General features: G+C 66.1%; 9 protein-coding genes and 1 pseudogene. 2 read left to right on the top strand and 8 right to left on the bottom strand.

The annotated features are described in order from the left end of the window. The first annotated feature begins 60 nt into the window (after positions 1–60). Positions 61–1,494, top strand: coding sequence for an NAD-dependent succinate-semialdehyde dehydrogenase (locus tag ACLBWH_RS03835; RefSeq protein WP_447796904.1), 1,434 nt, complete (start codon positions 61–63; stop codon positions 1,492–1,494). 213 nt (positions 1,495–1,707) lie between these two features. On the opposite strand, the gene ACLBWH_RS03830 is transcribed toward ACLBWH_RS03835, so the two are convergent. The 5 genes and pseudogenes from ACLBWH_RS03830 to ACLBWH_RS03810 all read right to left on the bottom strand — a co-directional run bounded on the left by ACLBWH_RS03830 (position 1,708) and on the right by ACLBWH_RS03810 (position 7,472). After that, on the bottom strand, positions 1,708–2,100 hold the full coding sequence (locus ACLBWH_RS03830) for an MAPEG family protein (protein WP_322847607.1): 393 nt from the start codon (positions 2,098–2,100) through the stop codon (positions 1,708–1,710). Positions 2,101–2,194: 94 nt separating this feature from the next. Next, positions 2,195–3,196, bottom strand: a complete 1,002-nt coding sequence (locus ACLBWH_RS03825; RefSeq protein WP_447796902.1) for an anion permease — start codon at positions 3,194–3,196, stop codon at positions 2,195–2,197. A 3-nt stretch (positions 3,197–3,199) separates the two neighbouring features. Further along, positions 3,200–3,856: pseudogene (locus tag ACLBWH_RS03820) on the bottom strand (DUF47 domain-containing protein); the annotation flags it as partial. Between the two features lie 197 nt (positions 3,857–4,053). Continuing rightward, positions 4,054–5,181 (bottom strand): GGDEF domain-containing protein, encoded by a 1,128-nt coding sequence (locus ACLBWH_RS03815; protein WP_322847609.1) that lies wholly within the window; start codon positions 5,179–5,181, stop codon positions 4,054–4,056. A gap of 161 nt (positions 5,182–5,342) precedes the next feature. Further along, complete coding sequence (locus tag ACLBWH_RS03810) at positions 5,343–7,472, bottom strand: histidine kinase dimerization/phosphoacceptor domain -containing protein (RefSeq protein WP_447796900.1); 2,130 nt, start codon at positions 7,470–7,472, stop codon at positions 5,343–5,345. A gap of 582 nt (positions 7,473–8,054) precedes the next feature. Between ACLBWH_RS03810 and ACLBWH_RS03805 the strand changes: the two genes are divergently transcribed. After that, a complete protein-coding gene (locus ACLBWH_RS03805; RefSeq protein WP_447796898.1) occupies positions 8,055–8,852 on the top strand; it encodes a metallophosphoesterase family protein in 798 nt (265 codons plus the stop codon). Positions 8,853–8,882: 30 nt separating this feature from the next. On the opposite strand, the gene ACLBWH_RS03800 is transcribed toward ACLBWH_RS03805, so the two are convergent. The 3 genes from ACLBWH_RS03800 to rpoB form a co-directional block, all read right to left on the bottom strand. Continuing rightward, positions 8,883–9,122 carry a hypothetical protein gene (locus ACLBWH_RS03800; protein WP_447796896.1) on the bottom strand — a complete coding sequence of 80 codons (240 nt, stop codon included), beginning with the start codon at positions 9,120–9,122 and terminating at the stop codon, positions 8,883–8,885. 602 nt (positions 9,123–9,724) lie between these two features. After that, positions 9,725–14,014, bottom strand: a complete 4,290-nt coding sequence (gene rpoC, locus ACLBWH_RS03795) for a DNA-directed RNA polymerase subunit beta' (protein WP_322847613.1) — start codon at positions 14,012–14,014, stop codon at positions 9,725–9,727. A gap of 164 nt (positions 14,015–14,178) precedes the next feature. Next, complete coding sequence (gene rpoB, locus ACLBWH_RS03790; protein WP_447796895.1) at positions 14,179–18,333, bottom strand: DNA-directed RNA polymerase subunit beta; 4,155 nt, start codon at positions 18,331–18,333, stop codon at positions 14,179–14,181. Between the last annotated feature and the right edge of the window lie 230 nt (positions 18,334–18,563).

Genomic DNA, 18,563 nt, shown 5'->3' with positions numbered 1-18,563 from the left:
CGTCGCGACCGTTTGTCCTGCCGCGCGGCGGGGCATCACGCCTGACGAAAGCGGAACGTTATGACCGATACCTACGATACGCGCCTCGGCCTGTTCATCGACGGCGAGTGGATCACCGCCGGTCGCGAGACGCAGCCGGTGCTCGATCCGGCGAGCGCCCGGACTTTGGGCGAACTGCCGCTGGCCACGCCGGCGGATCTCGACCGGGCGCTGGCAGCGGCGGATCGGGGCTTCAAGACGTGGCGCGCGACCGCGCCGCTGCAGCGGGCGGCGGTGCTGTCGCGGACCGCGGCGCTGGTGCGCGAGCGTGCCGATCTGCTCGCGCGGCTGGCGACGCTGGAGGAGGGCAAGCCGTATACCGAGGCGAAGGGCGAGGTGATGGCGACCGCGGCGCTGCTCGACTTCCACGCCGGCGAGGCGGTGCGCATCTATGGCCGCGTGCTGCCGCGGCCGACCGGCACGCGCTCGCTGGTGCTGCATCAGCCCGTCGGGCCGGTGGCGGCGTTCTGCGCATGGAATTTCCCGGTGATGAACCCGGTGCGCAAGCTGTCGCCGGCGATCGCCGCGGGCTGTTCGGTGATCCTCAAGCCGAGCGAGGAGACGCCGGGCGCCGCGGTCGAGATCCTGCGCTGCTTCCAGGATGCGGGGCTGCCCGACGGCGTCGCGCAATTGGTGTTCGGCGTGCCCGACGCGGTGTCGCGGCAGTTGCTCGCCTCGCCGGTGACGCGCAAGCTGAGCTTCACCGGATCGGTGCCGGTCGGCAAGCATCTGCTCAAGCTGGCGGCGGATACGGTGATGAAGTCGACGATGGAGCTGGGCGGGCACGGCCCGGTGCTGGTGTTCGACGATTGCGATCTTGAGCGGACGCTCGACACGTTGGTGGCGCACAAATTCCGCAACGCCGGCCAGGTCTGCGTCGCGCCGACGCGCTTCCATGTCCAGCAGGGCATTTACGAGCGGTTCGCCAAGGGCTTCGCCGAGCGGACCGCGGCGATCACGGTCGGCAACGGGCTGGAGAAAGGCATTCAGATGGGGCCGATGGCCAACCCGCGCCGGCCGGAGGCGATCGCCGGGATCGTCGCGGATGCGGTCGGCGCGGGCGCACGTCTGCTGACGGGTGGCGTACCGGGGGAGGGCGACGGCTTCTTCTTCGCGCCGACCGTGCTCGCCGACGTGCCGCTCGCCGCCAGCGCGATGAACGAGGAGCCGTTCGGTCCGATCGCGCTGATCGGATCGTTCGCCAACGCCGACGATGCGATCGCCGAGGCGAACCGCCTGCCTTATGGCCTCGGCGCCTATTGCTTCACCGAGAACGGCCGCTTGCAGAACCGGCTCGGCGACGAGATCGAGGCGGGGATGGTGGCGATCAACACCGTGCGGCTGAGCTGGGGCGATGCGCCGTTCGGCGGGGTCAAGGACAGCGGCTACGGGTCGGAGGACGGCCCCGAGGGGATCGCCGCGCATCTGATCACCAAGGCGGTGCATATCGCGTGAGGGGTGCGGGGGCTCGCGTGGCGAGCCCCCGTCTCCGGATTACCGCCCGCCGAGATCCATCGCGCAGGCGGAGGCGATGAGCACCGCGGCCAGCGGCAGGATGACGGTGAGCGCGGGAATGAGCGCGGCGGGAAGATCGACCATGGCCCCCGCTAGCCTTGCAACGTTAAATGTCTGTTACTGACATAAAAATTATCGTTGGGTCGTGGGCGTTTAGAAGAAGCGGATCAGCATCAGCAGCAGGCCGAACATCGCCGCGACCCAGGCGAGGCTGCGGACGTAGGGGATGCCGAGCAGGTAGAGCGGGATGTAGACGAGGCGCGCGACCAGCCACAGGATCGCGCCGGCGGCACCGACCCCGCCGGTCTGTCCGGTGACCGCGAGGCCGAGCGCCAGCGCGATGAAGGCGGGATAGGTTTCCTGATAGTTCGACAATGCGCGTTCGGCGCGGCCGGCGAGCGGGCCGAGCGGCTTTTCGTCGGTGCCGTCACGGGGGCCGGCGTTCCAGGCGAGGCCGCGCTCTCGGGTCGCCGTCTGGCCCTGCAGCATGATGTGGACGACGAGCAGGATGACGGACACGCCGAGGATGATGAGTTCGGTCGGCATGGGGGCGGCTCCACTAGGTTGCGGGGGCAGAACGGTGGAGCGGGGTGGAAGGTCCGTGGGGACGGAAGGAGGATCGATCCAACCGTCACCCCGGTCAGCGCGAGAGCAGCGCGGCGATTTCGTAGCAAGCGGCGCCGATCAGGCCCGCGGCGGGGAGGGTGACGACCCAGGCGACGACGATGCGGCTGGCGATGTTCCAGCGTACCGCCGACAGCCGCCGCGCCGAACCGACGCCGACGATCGCGCCGGTGATGGTGTGCGTCGAGGACACCGGAATGCCGCCGACCGTCGCCATGAACAAGGTGATCGCGCCGCCCGTTTCGGCGCAGAAGCCCTGCGCGGGGGTGAGGCGGGTGATCTTCGACCCCATCGTATGGACGATCTTCCAGCCGCCCGACATCGTGCCCAGCGCCATCGCCGCCTGGCATGAGAGCACCACCCAGAACGGCACGTGGAAGCCGCCGTGGAGCAGCCCCTGCGAATAGAGCAGGACGGTGATGATCCCCATCGTCTTCTGCGCGTCGTTGGCGCCATGGCCGAGGCTGTAGAGCGCCGCGGAGACGAGCTGGAGCTTGCGATAGCGTTTGTCGACGCCCATCGGGGTGAGCCGCAGCGAGGTCCAGGCGACGACGAGGACAAGCAGCAGCGCGAGGATCATGCCGACGGTCGGCGACAGGAAGATCGCGCCGACGGTCTTGCCGACGCCCGCCCAGACGACGCCGTCGAAGCCCGCCTTGGTGATCCCGGCGCCGAGCAGCCCGCCGATCAGCGCGTGGCTGGAACTGGACGGTATGCCGTAGCGCCAGGTGATGACGTTCCAGACGATCGCACCTATCAGCGCGCCGAAGATCACCTGCGGGTCGATCACGGTGGCGCTGACGATGCCCTTGCCGACGGTCTGCGCGACATTGTGGTCGAAGACCGCGAAGGCGATGAAGTTGAAGAAGGCGGCCCAGATCACCGCATGATGCGGCTTGAGCACGCGCGTCGAGACCACCGTCGCGATCGAATTGGCGGCGTCGTGCAGGCCGTTCAGGAAGTCGAACAGCAAGGCGACGCCGATCAGCGCGACCAGCAGCGTGAAGGAGATCGTCATGGATCAGGCGTGGTCGATGACGAGACCCTGGATCTCGTTGGCGATGTCCTCGAACCGGTCGGCGATGCGTTCCAGATGGCTGTAGATCTCGCGCTCGACGATGAAGCGCATCGGCTGATCGTTGCCGCAGGATTTGAACAAGGCGTGCAGCCCCTTGGCGTGATGATCGTCGACCTGCCCCTCGAGCTGTACCAGCCGCGCGGTGAGATCGTGCAGGCGCCCGGCATTGGCGTCGAGCTTGCGCAGCAGCGGGATCGCCTCGGCGGTGACGCGCGCCGCCTCGACGACGAGGTCGACCATCGCGCGCATGTCGGGCGCGAAGGTCTTCACCTCGTAGAGCGCGATGGTGGTCGCGGTCTGGTTCATCTGGTCGATCGAATCGTCCATGACGCCGATCAGGTCGGTGATCGCCGAACGGTCGAACGGGGTGACGAAGACGCGGCGAACGTCCTGCAGCACGTCGCGGGTGATATCGTCCGCCTCATGCTCGCGGTCGACGATCTCGGCGATATGGACCGCGATCGCACCGTCGCCGCTGAACAGCTTCTGCAAGGCGTCGGCACCGGCGACCAGCGTGGCGGCATGCGCCTCGAACTGATCGAAGAACCGACCTTGCTTCGGCATCAGCGCCTGGAACCAGGCTACCATAAGAGACCTTTCGTAGAGGGCGCGGCGCGCATGGGGCGGGACGCCCCGCCGCGCAAGCCGAAACTGGATGATGCACCATCCCGGGACGGCGACCGGCGATGCGGGCCGGCTCCGGACGAACGGCAGGAGATCGGGCGGTGCATGACGCTATCTTAGCATGCCCGGCGCAAAAGACGACACGGATGGGTGGTTAAGCGCATGGCGACGACTCAGGCGATGACGATGCGGTTCTTGCCGGCGCGCTTGGCGCTGTAGAGCGCGGCGTCTGCGGCGCGCATCGTCGCGGCGAGATCGTCGCCGAGCACCGCGATGCCCGCGGAGAAGGTGAGGCGGCCGATGCCGTCGCCGGAGGTCTGGTTGATCAGGCTGCGCGCGCCGACGCCGTCGCGCACCCGGTCGAGCGCGGCGAAGGCGTGATCGGGCGGGCAATCCTCGAACAGGCAGGCGAATTCCTCGCCACCGTGGCGTGCGACGAGCACCTTGGCGCCGAGTCCGGCGGTCAGCTTGCGCGCGACCAGCTTGAGCACGCGGTCGCCGGTCTCGTGACCGTGGCGGTCGTTGATCACCTTGAAATCGTCGACGTCGCAGAGCGCGACGCAATGTTCCGACCCCTGCCGACGCGACGCGACCAGCGCGACGAGCCGGCGGTCGTAGCAGCGGCGGTTGGGCAGGCCGGTGAGATGATCCTCGTCCGCCGCGCGCCGCGCCTCCTGCAGATTGCGGCGCAGACGGTTGGTCTCGCGATGCGTCTCGCGCAACTGGTCGGCGAGATGCCGGGTGCGGGCGATCGCGTCGTTGGTGAGCGCGAGCAGGCGCTTGATCGTGCCGTCCGCATCGCCGTCCATATCGGCGTCCGCCGCCGCGGCTTCGGCGGTGAGGGCGCTTTCATAGTCGGATACCGCCGCCTGACCCTGACGGAAGGTCGTCTCCGATTCCGCCAGCCGCGCGGCGAGTGCGTCCGCCATTTCGGCGATCCGGTCGGGATGCAGCGGCCCCAGCAGCTCGCGGACCACCGGCAGCGCGAGGAAGGCGGCGTCGATCCGGCCGTGCTCGCGGATATGGTCGTCGACCGCGCGGGTCAGCGCGATATCCTCGCCGAGGATGTAGCAGCGGGCGACGTGGAAATGATCGACCGTCGGCGCGAGATCGTGATCGTCGAGGAAGGCGCCGACACGTGCGAACGTCTCGCGCGCCGCGGCACGCCGGGCGCTGGTCGCCGCGGGCTCTTTCGCAGGCGGCACGGCGGGCGCGGCGGGCGCGACGGCAGCCGGAGCGGCCGAACCATGGCCCCACCACGCCGTCAGCCGCGCCCATCGCGAATCGGTTAACGACGTCATCGCCATCAGCCGTGACGGCTCTGATGCATCGCCTTGTAATACCAAGTAAAAGTCATTCGAGCTGGTCCGCGATACATGATGTCGCGCACGGCCTAGCAAATCACGGTAAAGTTTTCCTTAGATTTCATTCCTTGGACGAAAACAACGTCCGGCACCGATCGTCAGACTTCCGCGATCGGCGCGGTCATGATCGCGCGCAGCCCGGGCGCATTGTCGCCGAATTCGATGATCCCCGACAGGCGCTGGACCATGGCGTCCATCATCCGGCTGCCGAAGCCTTCGCCGTCGCCCTTGCCGCGGCCGTCGTCGGCGACGATCAGCCGCAGCTTGCCGCCATGCTGTTCCAGCGCGATCGCCACCGGCCCGGCGGCGCCGCCATAGGCATATTTGGTGGCGTTGATGACCAGTTCGGTGAGGATCAGACCGATGTTGACCGCGCGATCGGTCGGCACCAGCACCGGCGCGAGATCGAGCTTGATGTGCCGCCCCCATTCGGCACCCAGCGAGACGCGCATGTCGGCGATCAGCTCGTCGATGTAGCGCGACAAATCGACGCTCTCGACCTGATCGTCGCGGTACAAGCGGCGATGGACCAGCGCCACCGCGGCAAGGCGCGCCTGCGCCTCCGCCAGATGATCGGCGACGACGGTGCTGTTGGCGGTCTTGGCCTGCAGGCGCAGGAAGGAGGCGACCAGTTGCAGGCTGTTCTGTACGCGATGGTTGACCTCCTTCATCAGGACGTCCTTCTGCGCGAGCAGCGCGTCCTTCTCCGCCAGCGCGCGATGATATTCGCGGTTAAGGATTCGCACCTGAAGGTGCTGGCGCGCCTCGTGGAAGCGGCGGCGCAGGCGATGCCCGGCCTCGACCTGTTCGAGCGTCCAGCGCTGCGAGCGGCCGCTCACCGTCTCGGTATAACTGGCGAACGAGGTGCGCGGGGTCAGCATCGCGCCGGGCGCGACCGCGACCGACTTGTGCGGATTGCCGGCCCATTCGATCGTCTCGATCGTCTCGGCGCGCAGCCAGAGCAGAATCGCATCCTCCTCGTGCAGAGGCACCGCGAGCAGGCCGCTCGCGGTCTGCTCGTGCCCGCGCGCGATCGGCAGCAACGCGCCCAGTTCGTGCGTTGCCATCGGCTCGCCGCGCTCGCGCACCCAGCGGGCGATGCCGCGCAACACGTCATCCTCGGGGCAGCGGCCGAACCGCTCGACCTGATCGCCGGCGATCATCGCGAAGCCGTCGGCGTGGAGCATCGCGCACAATTCGTCCTTCACCGCGACGATCGCGGCGCGCAACGGCTCCTCGCTGTTCAGCCGCGGCACGACGCTGTCCTCGGCGACGCGCAGCGCCAGCCGCTCGCGATAGGCCGCGGCCTCTTCCTTCGCGCGGATCTGGCGGGCGAGGCCGCTGGCGAGCGTCGCGCCGGTGCTGCGGACATCGGGCGGCAACCGGCGCGGGCTGTTGTGGTGGCAGGCGACGAGGCCCCAGAGCAACCCGTCCTTGACGATCGAGATCGACGCCGACGCCTCGACGCCCATGTTGCGCAGATATTGGAGATGGATCGGCGAGACGTGGCGCACCGCGATGTCGCTGAGATCGACCTGCGCGAAGCCGGCCGGGCGCAGCGGCGCCGGATCGTAATCGATCGTCGGGATCACCCGCGTCCGGTTGCGAACGTACAGCGCCCGCGCCTGACGGGGGATGTCGGAGGCGGGAAAGCGATGGTTGCGGAACGTGTCCAGCGCCGGGTCGCGATCCTCCGCCACCACCTGCCCGGCGTCGTCGTCGAGGAAGCGGTAGATCATCACCCGGTCGAAGCCGGTCAGGCGGCGGAAGGCGCTGGCGGCGCGATCGTAGAGCGTCTGCAAGTCGGCGGCGCGCTCGAAGCTGCCGGCGACCGCGTCGAGCCAGCCGAGCGTCGTCGCCACCGAGCTGGGCTCGTCGGCGACCGGCTCGAGTTCGACGAGCAGATGCGTACCCGCGCGGTGCAGCGTAGCGACGAACCGTTCGCCGATCCCCTCGACCGGCAACTGGCCGACCGCGTCGAGGCCGCCCGGAAGATGGTGGAGCAGCAGCGCGATATCCTGCCCGAGCAGCGCGGCGAGCGGGCGACCCTGCCACTCCGCCGCCAGTCGCGACTCGATTGCCCCGGCGCCGGCCAGCACCGCATGGTCGCCATCCGCCGCAGCGACGAGCAGCAGGCCATGGGGCTGGATCGCGCCGGGGATATGGATCGGTTCGCGATCGCAGACCGTCAGGTCCAGGGTCGGGTCGGTTTCGAGAGGAATTGCCATTGTCACCGTACAAATAGTCAGTCCGACATGACCCGACCCATGGCGCATTACAAATTAACGTGTGTTGATACAAATCAATACCATAATACGATCCGGCCAAACTAGCACCGGGCCGATGGCCGCGACCGACGTTCGAGGTTCTCGGCGTTTCCGGATGATGAACGGTCGCCCAAGCCCCACACTTTCATCACCCCGGGCTCGACCCGGGGTCCCGCTTCCTATGGCAAGCGCGAAGGACGCAGCGGAAACCGGTCTTGATCGGGCCTCCGCAAAGTTTACCTGTGCTCCTGCGAAAGCAGGAGCACAGGAGTCTTGATCGTCGTAAGACCTTGTTTTGCTTCGCCCTAGGCGGCGGCTGCGTTCGCAGGAGCATCGTGCTGCTCCACCAGGGACGCGCACTTTCGCAGAGGTCCCGACTTGATCCGCGGTTCCGCTACGTGCTTTGAGGACGCCGATTGGAAGGAAGCAAGCCCGGGGTGACGACAGGGTGAAGTTTCGGCAACCATCATCGCCCGAAACGGCGAGGTTATCGAATGTCGATCCGGCCCGGCAGCTTTCGGGCGACAGCAGCGTTCGGGAATCATGATCAAGTTATTCCACGTCAGCGACGTTCATTTCGGTGCCGAAGACCCTGAAGCGATAGCTTGGTTCGGCGAACGCGTCGCTGCGGAACGACCCGATGCAGTAATCATGACCGGCGACCTGACGATGCGCGCGACACGCGGCGAATTCCAGCGCGGCGGCGACTGGCTGCGCAGCCTGGGCGTGCCGGTGACGCTGGAGGTCGGCAACCACGACATACCCTATTATTGGGACCCGTTCCGCCGGCTGCTGGCGCCGTATCAGCGTTATGCCGCGGTCGAGAAGATGATCGAGCGTGAACTCGACCTGCCCGGAGTGACGATCGTGCCGCTCAAGACGACGGCGCGGGCGCAATGGCGCTGGAACTGGTCGAAGGGGCGGGTGAGCCCCGGCTCGCTGCGCAAGGCGCTGGCGATGATCGCCGCCGCGCCCAAGGACCGGCTGATCTTCGTCGCCGCGCATCATCCGCTGATCGAGGGTGGCACCAAGGGGACGGCGAGTACCCGGCACGGCGACAGCGCATTGACCGCGCTGGCCGAGGCGGGCGCGCATGCGGTGATGTCAGGCCACGTCCATGACCCCTTCGACGTGCCCGTCGAGCGGGCGGGCCGGACGATCCGGATGATCGGCGCGGGTACGCTGTCGAAGCGGGTGCGCAATTCGCCGCCGGCGTTCAACGAAATCCGCATCCGCAACGGCGCCTTCGAGACGATCGCGCGAACGATGCCCGATGATGCGACGCCCGCGCTCGAGACGGCGCGCTTCGCGGACGTCGGAGGAGGCCCAGCAAGCGCCTGAACGCCGCCCGCCGGATGGCGGGCGCGTCGTTTAGTTGAGGACGCTCATCGTGCCCCAGGAATCCTGCCACAGCGGATTGCTGCCGTGCGGATCGCGCGCGACCATCAGCGCCTCTTCGATGCGGATCGCGGCGAGGTCCAGGCCGAGCGCATCGGCAATCTGGCATGCCTGGCTCAACAAGGCTTCCAACGTTTCGAGGGGCTGCGACTGCGACGACATATCAGGGCACCGTATCCGTGATCCACGGCGGATGATCATCACCGCCTTCATAATCATATACGATATAATTGGAAACATGACCATAGTGGTGCAAGTTTTTATTGCATGTCGAAAAGTGGCTGGTCGCATCTGCAACCAATAATGCCCGTGCGGCACAGCCGTCGGCATCCTGTTTCGCATTTGCGGACTCGGCGAGGCGGTGGCGTGGTCGCGATCAACAGACAAGATCTAGGCCGGGGCCTCCGAATCTTGATGTCGATCAAGGCTTGGCCTTGTGCCCGTCATGATGTCGGCGCTCTTCTCTTCATTATAGTTGATGTCGAAGCATAAGCGATGTCTTGCGTCGCGTGTTTTCCCCCTCCGTCATGTCTTCGGCATGCCACCTCTCCCTTGCGGGGTAGGAATTGCCATAGTCCAGGAGCTGAATGGCGATCGGCCCTGGCGCTGCAGGCACCACAGACGTTGTTTATTTGCTCCCCGGGCTCCCGCTTTTGCTGCAACGGGGGGTCGCTCTGCGTCCCGGCGCAGCGAGGCTGCCGGGGCTCGCCCGGTTCTCACGCCCGCCGACAACCGCCACCCCCAACGAAAAACCGCCGCCCGGTGGCCCGGACGGCGGCTCTTCAGTCGGTCAGGCCGGAACCCGAACCCGGAGATCACTCCTGGTTCAGATACTCGCCTGCGGCCTCGTCGCTGCCGTCGCCCGAAGGGACGACCTCGGCGAGCGGGTCGGGACCCGTGCCGACGTCCTCGCGCTTCGAGCGCAGCGCCTCGGCGGCGCGGAGCTCGGCGGCCGACGCCGGGGCGACGATCGCCGCGGCCATCGCACGCTGCTGGACGCGCATCGCCGCATCGCGCGACGAGGCCGCGACCCGCAGGCGGTTCATGCCCGCACCCGTACCCGCCGGGATCAGGCGGCCGACGATGACGTTCTCCTTGAGACCCATCAGCGTGTCCTGCTTGCCCTGGACCGCCGCCTCGGTGAGGACGCGGGTAGTCTCCTGGAACGACGCCGCCGAGATGAAGCTGCGGGTCTGCAGCGACGCCTTGGTGATGCCGAGCAGGACGGGCTTGCCCTGTGCCGGTGCCTGGTTCTTCTCCAGCTTCTCGTTGGTCGCGTCCATTTCCTCGCGATCGACCTGCTCGCCTTTCAGCAGCGTGGTGTCGCCGCCGTCGGTGATCTCGACCTTCTGCAGCATCTGACGAACGATCGTCTCGATGTGCTTGTCGTTGATCTTCACGCCCTGCAGTCGATAGACTTCCTGGATTTCGCTGACGAGATATTCGGCCAGCGGCTCGATCCCCATCGTCTCCAGAATGTCGTGCGGGTTGGGCGAACCGCCGATCAGATTGTCGCCACGCTTGACGTAGTCGCCTTCCTGAACGTCGATCACCTTCGACTTCGGCACCAGATACTCGACGACGTCGCCGCCGTCCTCGGGCTGAATGCCGATCTTGCGCTTCGCCTTATAGTCCTTGCCGAACACGACCCGGCCGGAAACCTTGGCGATGATCGCCGCTTCCTTGGGGATGCGTGCCTCGAACAGTTCGGCGACGCGCGGCAGACCGCCGGTGATGTCGCGGGTCTTGGCGGACTCGCGGCTGACACGGGCGAGGACGTCGCCGGCTTGGACTTGGGCATTGTCGTCGACGGAGAGCACCGCGCCGGTTGTCAGCATATAACGCGCCGCTTCGCCGTCTTCGGTCGTGGTGAGGGTCAGGCGCGGACGCAGATCCTCCTTCGACTTGGTCGAGGTGCGATATTCGATGACGACGCGCTGGGCGATGCCCGTCGCCTCGTCGGTCTGCTCGGTGAGCGTCTTGCCCTCGGTCAGGTCGACGTACTTCACGATGCCCGAATTCTCGGTGATCACCGGCATGGTGAACGGATCCCACTCCGCCATGCGATCGCCCTTCGACAGCACATGGCCGTCGTCGAACATCACATAGGCGCCGTAGGGGATACGGTGCGTCGACAGCTCGCGGCCGTCCATGTCGAGGATCGCGATCTCGCCCGAACGCGACAGCGTCACGCGGCGACCACGCTGGTCGACGATGAGGCGCAGGTCGCGGAACTGGGCGGTACCGTCGACCGGTGCCTCCAGGTTCGACTGCTCGTTGAGCTGCGCCGCGCCGCCGATGTGGAACGTCCGCATCGTCAGCTGCGTGCCGGGCTCACCGATCGACTGGGCGGCGATGACGCCGACCGCTTCGCCGATGTTGACCGGCGTACCGCGGGCGAGGTCGCGCCCGTAGCACTTGCCGCAAACGCCGATCTTGCTCTCGCAGACCAGCGGCGAGCGGATCTTCATCCCCTGGATGCCGATCTTCTCGATCTGCGTGATCATCGCCTCGTCGAGCAACGTGCCCGTCGGGATGACGACCTCGCCGGTCTTGGCGTCGACCACGTCCTCCGCCGTCGTGCGGCCGAGGATGCGCTCGCCGAGCGAGGCGATCGTCGAACCGCCCTGCACGATCGCCTTCATCTCCAGCGCGCGCTCGGTGCCGCAATCCTCCTCGACGATGACGCAATCCTGCGACACGTCGACGAGACGGCGGGTGAGGTAGCCCGAGTTCGCCGTCTTCAACGCGGTGTCCGCGAGGCCCTTGCGGGCGCCGTGGGTCGAGTTGAAATATTCAAGGACGGTCAGGCCTTCCTTGAAGTTCGAGATGATCGGCGTCTCGATGATCTCGCCCGACGGCTTGGCCATCAGGCCGCGCATGCCGGCGAGCTGCTTGATCTGTGCCTGCGAACCGCGGGCACCCGAGTGGGCCATCATGTAGATCGAGTTGATGTCCTTCTCGCGGCCCTTGTTGGGACCGTCTTCGTAATGACGGACAGCCTTGATCTCGTTCATCATCGAGTTGGCGACCTGGTCGCCGCAACGGCTCCAGGCGTCGATCACCTTGTTGTACTTCTCCTGCTGCGTGATCAGGCCGTCCTGATACTGCTGCTCGAAGTCCTTCACCTGATCGCGCGTCTCGTCGACCAGCACGTCCTTGTCGGGCGCGATGATCATGTCGTCCTTGCCGAACGAGATGCCGGCGCGGAACGCGTGACGGAAGCCCAATGCCATGATCGCGTCGGCGAACAGCACGGTCTCCTTCTGGCCGGTGTGACGATAGACCTCGTCGATCACGTCGCCGACGTCCTTCTTGGTGAGGAGGCGGTTGACGGTCTCGAACGGCACCTTGTGGCTGTGCGGCAGCGTCTCGCCGAGCAGCATGCGGCCCGGCGTCGTCTCGTAGCGCTTGAGGTACTGCTTGCCGCTCTCATCGGTCTGCGGAACGCGGCTGATGATCTTGGTGTGCAGCGTCACCGCCTTGGCTTCGAGCGCCTGATGCACCTCCGCCATGTCGCCGAGCAGCATGCCTTCGCCCGGCTCGCCTTCCTTCAGCATCGACAGATAATAGAGGCCCAGCACCATGTCCTGCGACGGCACGATGATCGGCTTGCCGTTGGCGGGGGACAGGATGTTGTTGGTCGACATCATCAGGACGCGCGCTTCCAACTGTGCCTCGAGGCTCAGCGGAACGTGCACGGCCATCTGGTCGCCGTCGAAGTCGGCGTTGAACGCCGAGCAGACCAGCGGGTGAAGCTGGATCGCCTTGCCCTCGATCAGCACCGGCTCGAACGCCTGGATGCCAAGACGGTGCAGCGTCGGGGCGCGGTTGAGCATCACGGGATGCTCGCGGATCACCTCGTCCAGGATGTCCCAGACTTCCTTGCGCTCCTTCTCGACCCACTTCTTCGCCTGCTTGAGCGTCATGCTCAGGCCCTTGGCGTCGAGGCGCGCGTAGATGAACGGCTTGAACAGCTCGAGCGCCATCTTCTTCGGCAGGCCGCACTGGTGCAGCTTGAGCTCCGGACCGGTCACGATGACCGAACGACCCGAATAGTCGACGCGCTTGCCGAGAAGGTTCTGACGGAAGCGGCCCTGCTTGCCCTTCAGCATGTCGGACAGCGACTTGAGCGGACGCTTGTTGGCGCCGGTGATCGTGCGGCCGCGACGGCCGTTGTCGAACAGGGCGTCGACCGCCTCTTGCAGCATGCGCTTTTCGTTGCGGACGATGATGTCCGGCGCACGCAGCTCCATCAGCCGCTTCAGGCGGTTGTTGCGGTTGATGACGCGGCGATAGAGGTCGTTGAGATCCGACGTCGCGAAGCGACCGCCGTCCAGCGGCACCAGCGGGCGCAGCTCGGGCGGGATGACCGGCACGACTTCGAGGATCATCCACTCGGGACGGTTGCCCGATTCGAGGAAGCTCTCGACGACCTTCAGGCGCTTGATGATCTTCTTGGGCTTCAGCTCCGACTTGGTCGTCGCCAGCTCTTCGAGCAGCGCGACCTTCTCGCCTTCGAGGTCGAGGCTTTCGAGCATGATGCGCACGGCCTCGGCACCGATGCCGGCCGAGAACGCGTCCTCACCGTACTGGTCCTGCGCCTCGAGGAGCTCGTCCTCGGTCATCAGCTGGAACTTCTCGAGCGGGGTCAGGCCCGGCTCGATGACGATATACGCCTCGAAGTACAGCACGCGCTCGAGCTGCTTGAGCTGCATGTCGAGCAGCAGGCCGATGCGGCTGGGGAGCGACTTCAGGAACCAGATGTGCGCGACCGGGGCGGCGAGCTCGATATGGCCCATCCGCTCGCGGCGGACCTTCGAGACGGTGACCTCGACGCCGCACTTCTCGCAGACGATGCCCTTGTACTTCATGCGCTTGTACTTGCCGCACAGGCATTCGTAATCCTTGATCGGACCGAAGATGCGCGCGCAGAACAGGCCGTCACGCTCGGGCTTGAACGTGCGATAGTTGATGGTTTCGGGCTTCTTGATCTCGCCGAACGACCACGAACGGATCTTGTCGGGCGAGGCGATGCCGATCTGGATCTGGTCGAAGGTCTCGGGCTTTGCGATCGGGTTCGCGAAGTTGGTCAGTTCGTTCATGGGGATGAACCTCTCAGAATTCTTTTCTCCTCTCCCAGCGGGAGAGGAAGGGGCCCGCCAGCGAAGCTGGTGGGAAGGTGAGGGCAGGGCAGCGAACCATCCTCACCCTTCCGCGGCCTACGGCCGCTCCCTCCCTCTCCCGACGGGAGAGGGAGAGTGGTGGCTTACTCCGCGGCGATCGCGATGCCGTCCTCGTCGACCTGGTCCTGCATCGTCTTGAGATCGACGTTGAGGCCCAGCGAGCGCATTTCCTTGACGAGCACGTTGAAGCTCTCGGGAATGCCGGCCTCGAACGTGTCGTCGCCCTTGACGATCGCCTCGTAGACCTTGGTGCGGCCGACGACGTCGTCGGACTTCACCGTGAGCATTTCCTGCAAGGTGTAGGCGGCGCCATAGGCCTGCAAGGCCCAGACCTCCATCTCGCCGAAGCGCTGGCCGCCGAACTGCGCCTTACCGCCCAGCGGCTGCTGGGTGACGAGGCTGTACGGCCCGATCGACCGGGCGTGGATCTTGTCGTCCACGAGATGGTGCAGCTTCAGCATGTAGATGATGCCCACGGTCACCTTGCGGTCGAACTTGTCGCCGGTGCGGCCGTCGAACAGCTCCGACTGGCCCGACGTGTCGAGACCCGCCAGCTCCAGCATCGCCGACACGTCGCTTTCACGCGCGCCGTCGAACACCGGGGTGCCCATCGGGATGCCGGTGCGGATGTTGTGCACCAGCTCGACGATCTCCTCGGGCTCGCGGCTCTGGATGTCCTCGGCATAATGATCGCCATAGACCTCCACGAGACGCTCGCGCACCGCGTCGGGCATCTCGCCCGCCTTGGCATCGGGGTTGGCCTCGCGCCAATCCTCGAGCGCGGTCGCGACCTGCATACCCAGATTGCGGGCGGCCCAGCCGAGATGCGTTTCGAAGATCTGCCCGACGTTCATGCGCGACGGCACGCCCAGCGGGTTGAGCACCAGATCGACCGGCGTCCCGTCGGCGAGGAACGGCATGTCCTCCTGCGGCAGGATGCGGCTGATGACGCCCTTGTTGCCGTGACGGCCGGCCATCTTGTCGCCCGGCTGCAGCTTGCGCTTCACCGCGACGAAGACCTTGACCATCTTGAGCACGCCGGGCGGCAGCTCGTCGCCACGCTCCAGCTTCTCGCGACGATCGTGGAACTTGTCCGTGATCCGCTTGGCGGCTTCGTCATACTGCTGCTTGACGGCTTCCAGATCGCCCTGGACCTTGTCGTCGGCAACCGCGAACTTCCACCATTCGTGGCGGTCGACGCTGTCGAGCAGGTCCATGTCGATCGTCGCGCCCTTCTTCAGGCCCTTCGGCACCGCCGTGGCGACCTGATCGAGCAGCATCTCGCGCAGACGCGACCAGGTCGCGCGGTTGAGGATGGTGCGCTCGTCGTCCGAGTCCTTCTTCAGGCGCTCGATCTCCTCGCGCTCGATCGCCATCGCGCGCTCGTCCTTGTCGATGCCGTGGCGATTGAAGACGCGGACGTCGACGATCGTGCCGGCAACGCCCGGCGGCAGACGCAGCGAGGTGTCGCGGACGTCGGACGCCTTCTCGCCGAAGATGGCGCGGAGGAGCTTTTCTTCCGGTGTCATCGGGCTTTCGCCCTTCGGCGTGATCTTGCCGACGAGGATGTCGCCCGGCTCGACCTCGGCACCCACGTAGACGATGCCCGCCTCGTCGAGGTTGCGCAACGCTTCCTCGCCGACGTTGGGGATGTCGCGGGTGATGTCCTCCGGCCCGAGCTTCGTGTCGCGGGCCATCACCTCGAACTCGTCGATGTGGATCGACGTGAACACGTCGTCCTTCACGATCCGCTCGCTGATGAGGATCGAATCCTCGTAGTTGTAGCCGTTCCAGGGCATGAACGCGACGAGCGCGTTGCGGCCCAGCGCCAGCTCGCCGAACTCGGTCGACGGGCCGTCGGCGATGACGTCGCCGGCGTTGACCACGTCGCCCACCTTCACCAGCGGACGCTGGTTGATGCAGGTCGACTGGTTCGAGCGCTGGAACTTCATCAGCGTGTAGATGTCGACGCCCGACTTGGCCGAATCGACCTCGCCGGTGGCGCGCACGACGATACGGCTGGCGTCGACCTGGTCGACGATGCCGGCGCGCTTGGCGGCGATCGCGGCGCCCGAGTCACGGGCGACCGTCTCTTCCATGCCGGTGCCGACGAACGGCGCTTCCGCCTTCACCAGCGGAACGGCCTGGCGCTGCATGTTCGAGCCCATCAGCGCGCGGTTGGCGTCATCGTTTTCCAGGAACGGAATGAGCGATGCGGCGACCGAGACGAGCTGCTTGGGGCTGACGTCCATCAGCGTGACGTTGTCGGGCAGCGCCATCAGGAACTCGCCCGCCTGACGCGACGACACCAGTTCCTCGGTGAAGCCCTTGTCGGGGCCGAGCTCCGCCGACGCCTGCGCGATCGTGTGCTTGGCCTCTTCCATCGCCGACAGATACACCACGTCGTCGGTGACCTTGTGGTCGACGACCTTGCGGTACGGCGTCTCGATGAAGCCGTATTTGTTGACGCGGCTGAACGAGGCGAGGCTGTTGATCAGGCCGATGTTCGGGCCTTCCGGCGTCTCGATCGGGCAGATGCGGCCGTAATGCGTCGGGTGGACGTCGCGGACTTCGAAGCCCGCACGCTCACGCGTCAGACCGCCCGGTCCGAGCGCCGAAACACGACGCTTGTGCGTCACTTCGGACAGCGGATTGGTCTGATCCATGAACTGCGACAGCTGCGACGAGCCGAAGAATTCACGCACCGCGGCGACCGCCGGCTTGGCGTTGATCAGGTCGTTCGGCATCACTGTCGACACGTCGACGGAGGACATGCGCTCCTTCACGGCGCGCTCCATGCGGAGCAGGCCGACGCGATACTGGTTCTCGAGCAGCTCGCCCACCGAGCGCACGCGGCGGTTGCCGAGATTGTCGATGTCGTCGATCTCGCCCTTGCCGTCCTTCAGGCCGACGAGCGTCTTGATCACCGCGAGGATGTCCTCGCTGCGCAGCGTCGTCACCGTATCCTCGGCGTCGAGATCGAGGCGCATGTTGAGCTTGACGCGACCGACGGCCGACAGGTCGTAGCGGTCGGGATCGAAGAACAGGCCGGCGAACAGCGCTTCGGCGGTTTCGAGCGTCGGCGGCTCGCCGGGGCGCATGACGCGATAGATGTCGGACAGGGCCTGCTCGCGCTCTTCGGCCTTGTCGGCCTTCAGCGTGTTGCGGATCCATGCACCGGTCGACACGTGGTCGATGTCGAGCAGCTCGATCGTGTCGATGCCCGCCTTGTCGAGCGCCTCGAGGTTCTCGGCGCCGATCTCGTCGCCGGCCTCGACGTAGATCTCGCCCGTCGTCTCGTTGATGAGGTCATAGGCCGAATAGCGGCCGAAGATCTCTTCGGTCGGGATCAGCAGCTGGGTGAGGCCGTCCTTGGCCGCCTTGTTGGCGGCACGCGGGCTGATCTTCTGCTGCGCGGCGAACACGATCTCGCCCGACGAGGCGTCGACGATGTCGAACAGCGGCTTGACGCCACGCCAATTCTCGGGCGCGAACGGGATGATCCAGCCGCCCTGACCGCGCACATAGGTGACGCGGTTGTAGAAATAATTGAGGATGTCCTCGCTCGTCATGCCGAGCGCATAGAGCAGCGCCGTCACCGGCAGCTTGCGCTTGCGGTCGATGCGGACGTTGACGATGTCCTTGGCGTCGAACTCGAAATCGAGCCACGAACCGCGATAGGGGATGACGCGCGCGGCGAAGAGATACTTGCCCGACGCGTGGGTCTTGCCGCGGTCATGATCGAACAGCACGCCCGGCGAGCGATGCATCTGGCTGACGATGACGCGCTCGGTGCCGTTGATGAAGAAGGTGCCGTTCTCGGTCATGAGCGGCATGTCGCCCATGTAGACGTCCTGCTCCTTGATATCGATGACCGACTTGGCCTCGGTATCCGGATCGACCTCGAACGCGGTCAGGCGCAGCGTGACGCGCATCGGCGCGGCATAGGTGATGCCACGCTGGCGGCATTCCTCGACGTCGAACTTCGGCGGTTCGAGGACGTAATCGTCGAAATCGAGATAGGCGGTGCCGGCGAAATCCTGGATCGGGAAGACGCTGCGCAGCGTCTTTTCGAGACCCGACACGTGGCCGGTGCTCTTGTCCGAACGGAGGAACTGCTCGTAGCTCTCGCGCTGAACCTCGATCAGGTTCGGCATCTGGATGACTTCGTGGATGTCGCCGAAGATCTTGCGGATGCGCCGCTTGGCAGTGCTGCCCTGGATCGCCTTGCTGGCCATGGTGTTATGCCCTCAGTCGTGGCCGGCCAGTCGGGAAACTGGCGCGGGCCGGAATATCGTGCCCGGGAACCCCCGGAGCGGGACGCGAGGTGCGACGCAAAAAAGCCGAGCGCATCACAGTGCGTCGGCCTTCAGCGTCTATGAACCAGAACCCTCTATTCGTACGATGCACTGCGCGACGGCGCATCATGTCCCGAAAGCTGTGGTGAGACGCGGATATAGGCGCAGGA

It is taken from the genome of Sphingomonas sp. M6A6_1c, assembly GCF_053345135.1.
This window is presented reverse-complemented; position numbering and strand designations above follow the sequence as displayed.

Bases quoted from the DNA above. Each gene is read 5' to 3' on its own strand.
- ACLBWH_RS03835 (WP_447796904.1), top strand. From the start codon at position 61: ATGACCGATACCTACGATACGCGCCTCGGCCTGTTCATCGACGGCGAG.
- ACLBWH_RS03830 (WP_322847607.1), bottom strand. From the start codon at position 2,100: ATGCCGACCGAACTCATCATCCTCGGCGTGTCCGTCATCCTGCTCGTC.
- ACLBWH_RS03825 (WP_447796902.1), bottom strand. From the start codon at position 3,196: ATGACGATCTCCTTCACGCTGCTGGTCGCGCTGATCGGCGTCGCCTTG.
- ACLBWH_RS03815 (WP_322847609.1), bottom strand. From the start codon at position 5,181: ATGACGTCGTTAACCGATTCGCGATGGGCGCGGCTGACGGCGTGGTGG.
- ACLBWH_RS03810 (WP_447796900.1), bottom strand. From the start codon at position 7,472: ATGGCAATTCCTCTCGAAACCGACCCGACCCTGGACCTGACGGTCTGC.
- ACLBWH_RS03805 (WP_447796898.1), top strand. From the start codon at position 8,055: ATGATCAAGTTATTCCACGTCAGCGACGTTCATTTCGGTGCCGAAGAC.
- ACLBWH_RS03800 (WP_447796896.1), bottom strand. From the start codon at position 9,122: ATGAAGGCGGTGATGATCATCCGCCGTGGATCACGGATACGGTGCCCT.
- rpoC (WP_322847613.1), bottom strand. From the start codon at position 14,014: ATGAACGAACTGACCAACTTCGCGAACCCGATCGCAAAGCCCGAGACC.
- rpoB (WP_447796895.1), bottom strand. From the start codon at position 18,333: ATGGCCAGCAAGGCGATCCAGGGCAGCACTGCCAAGCGGCGCATCCGC.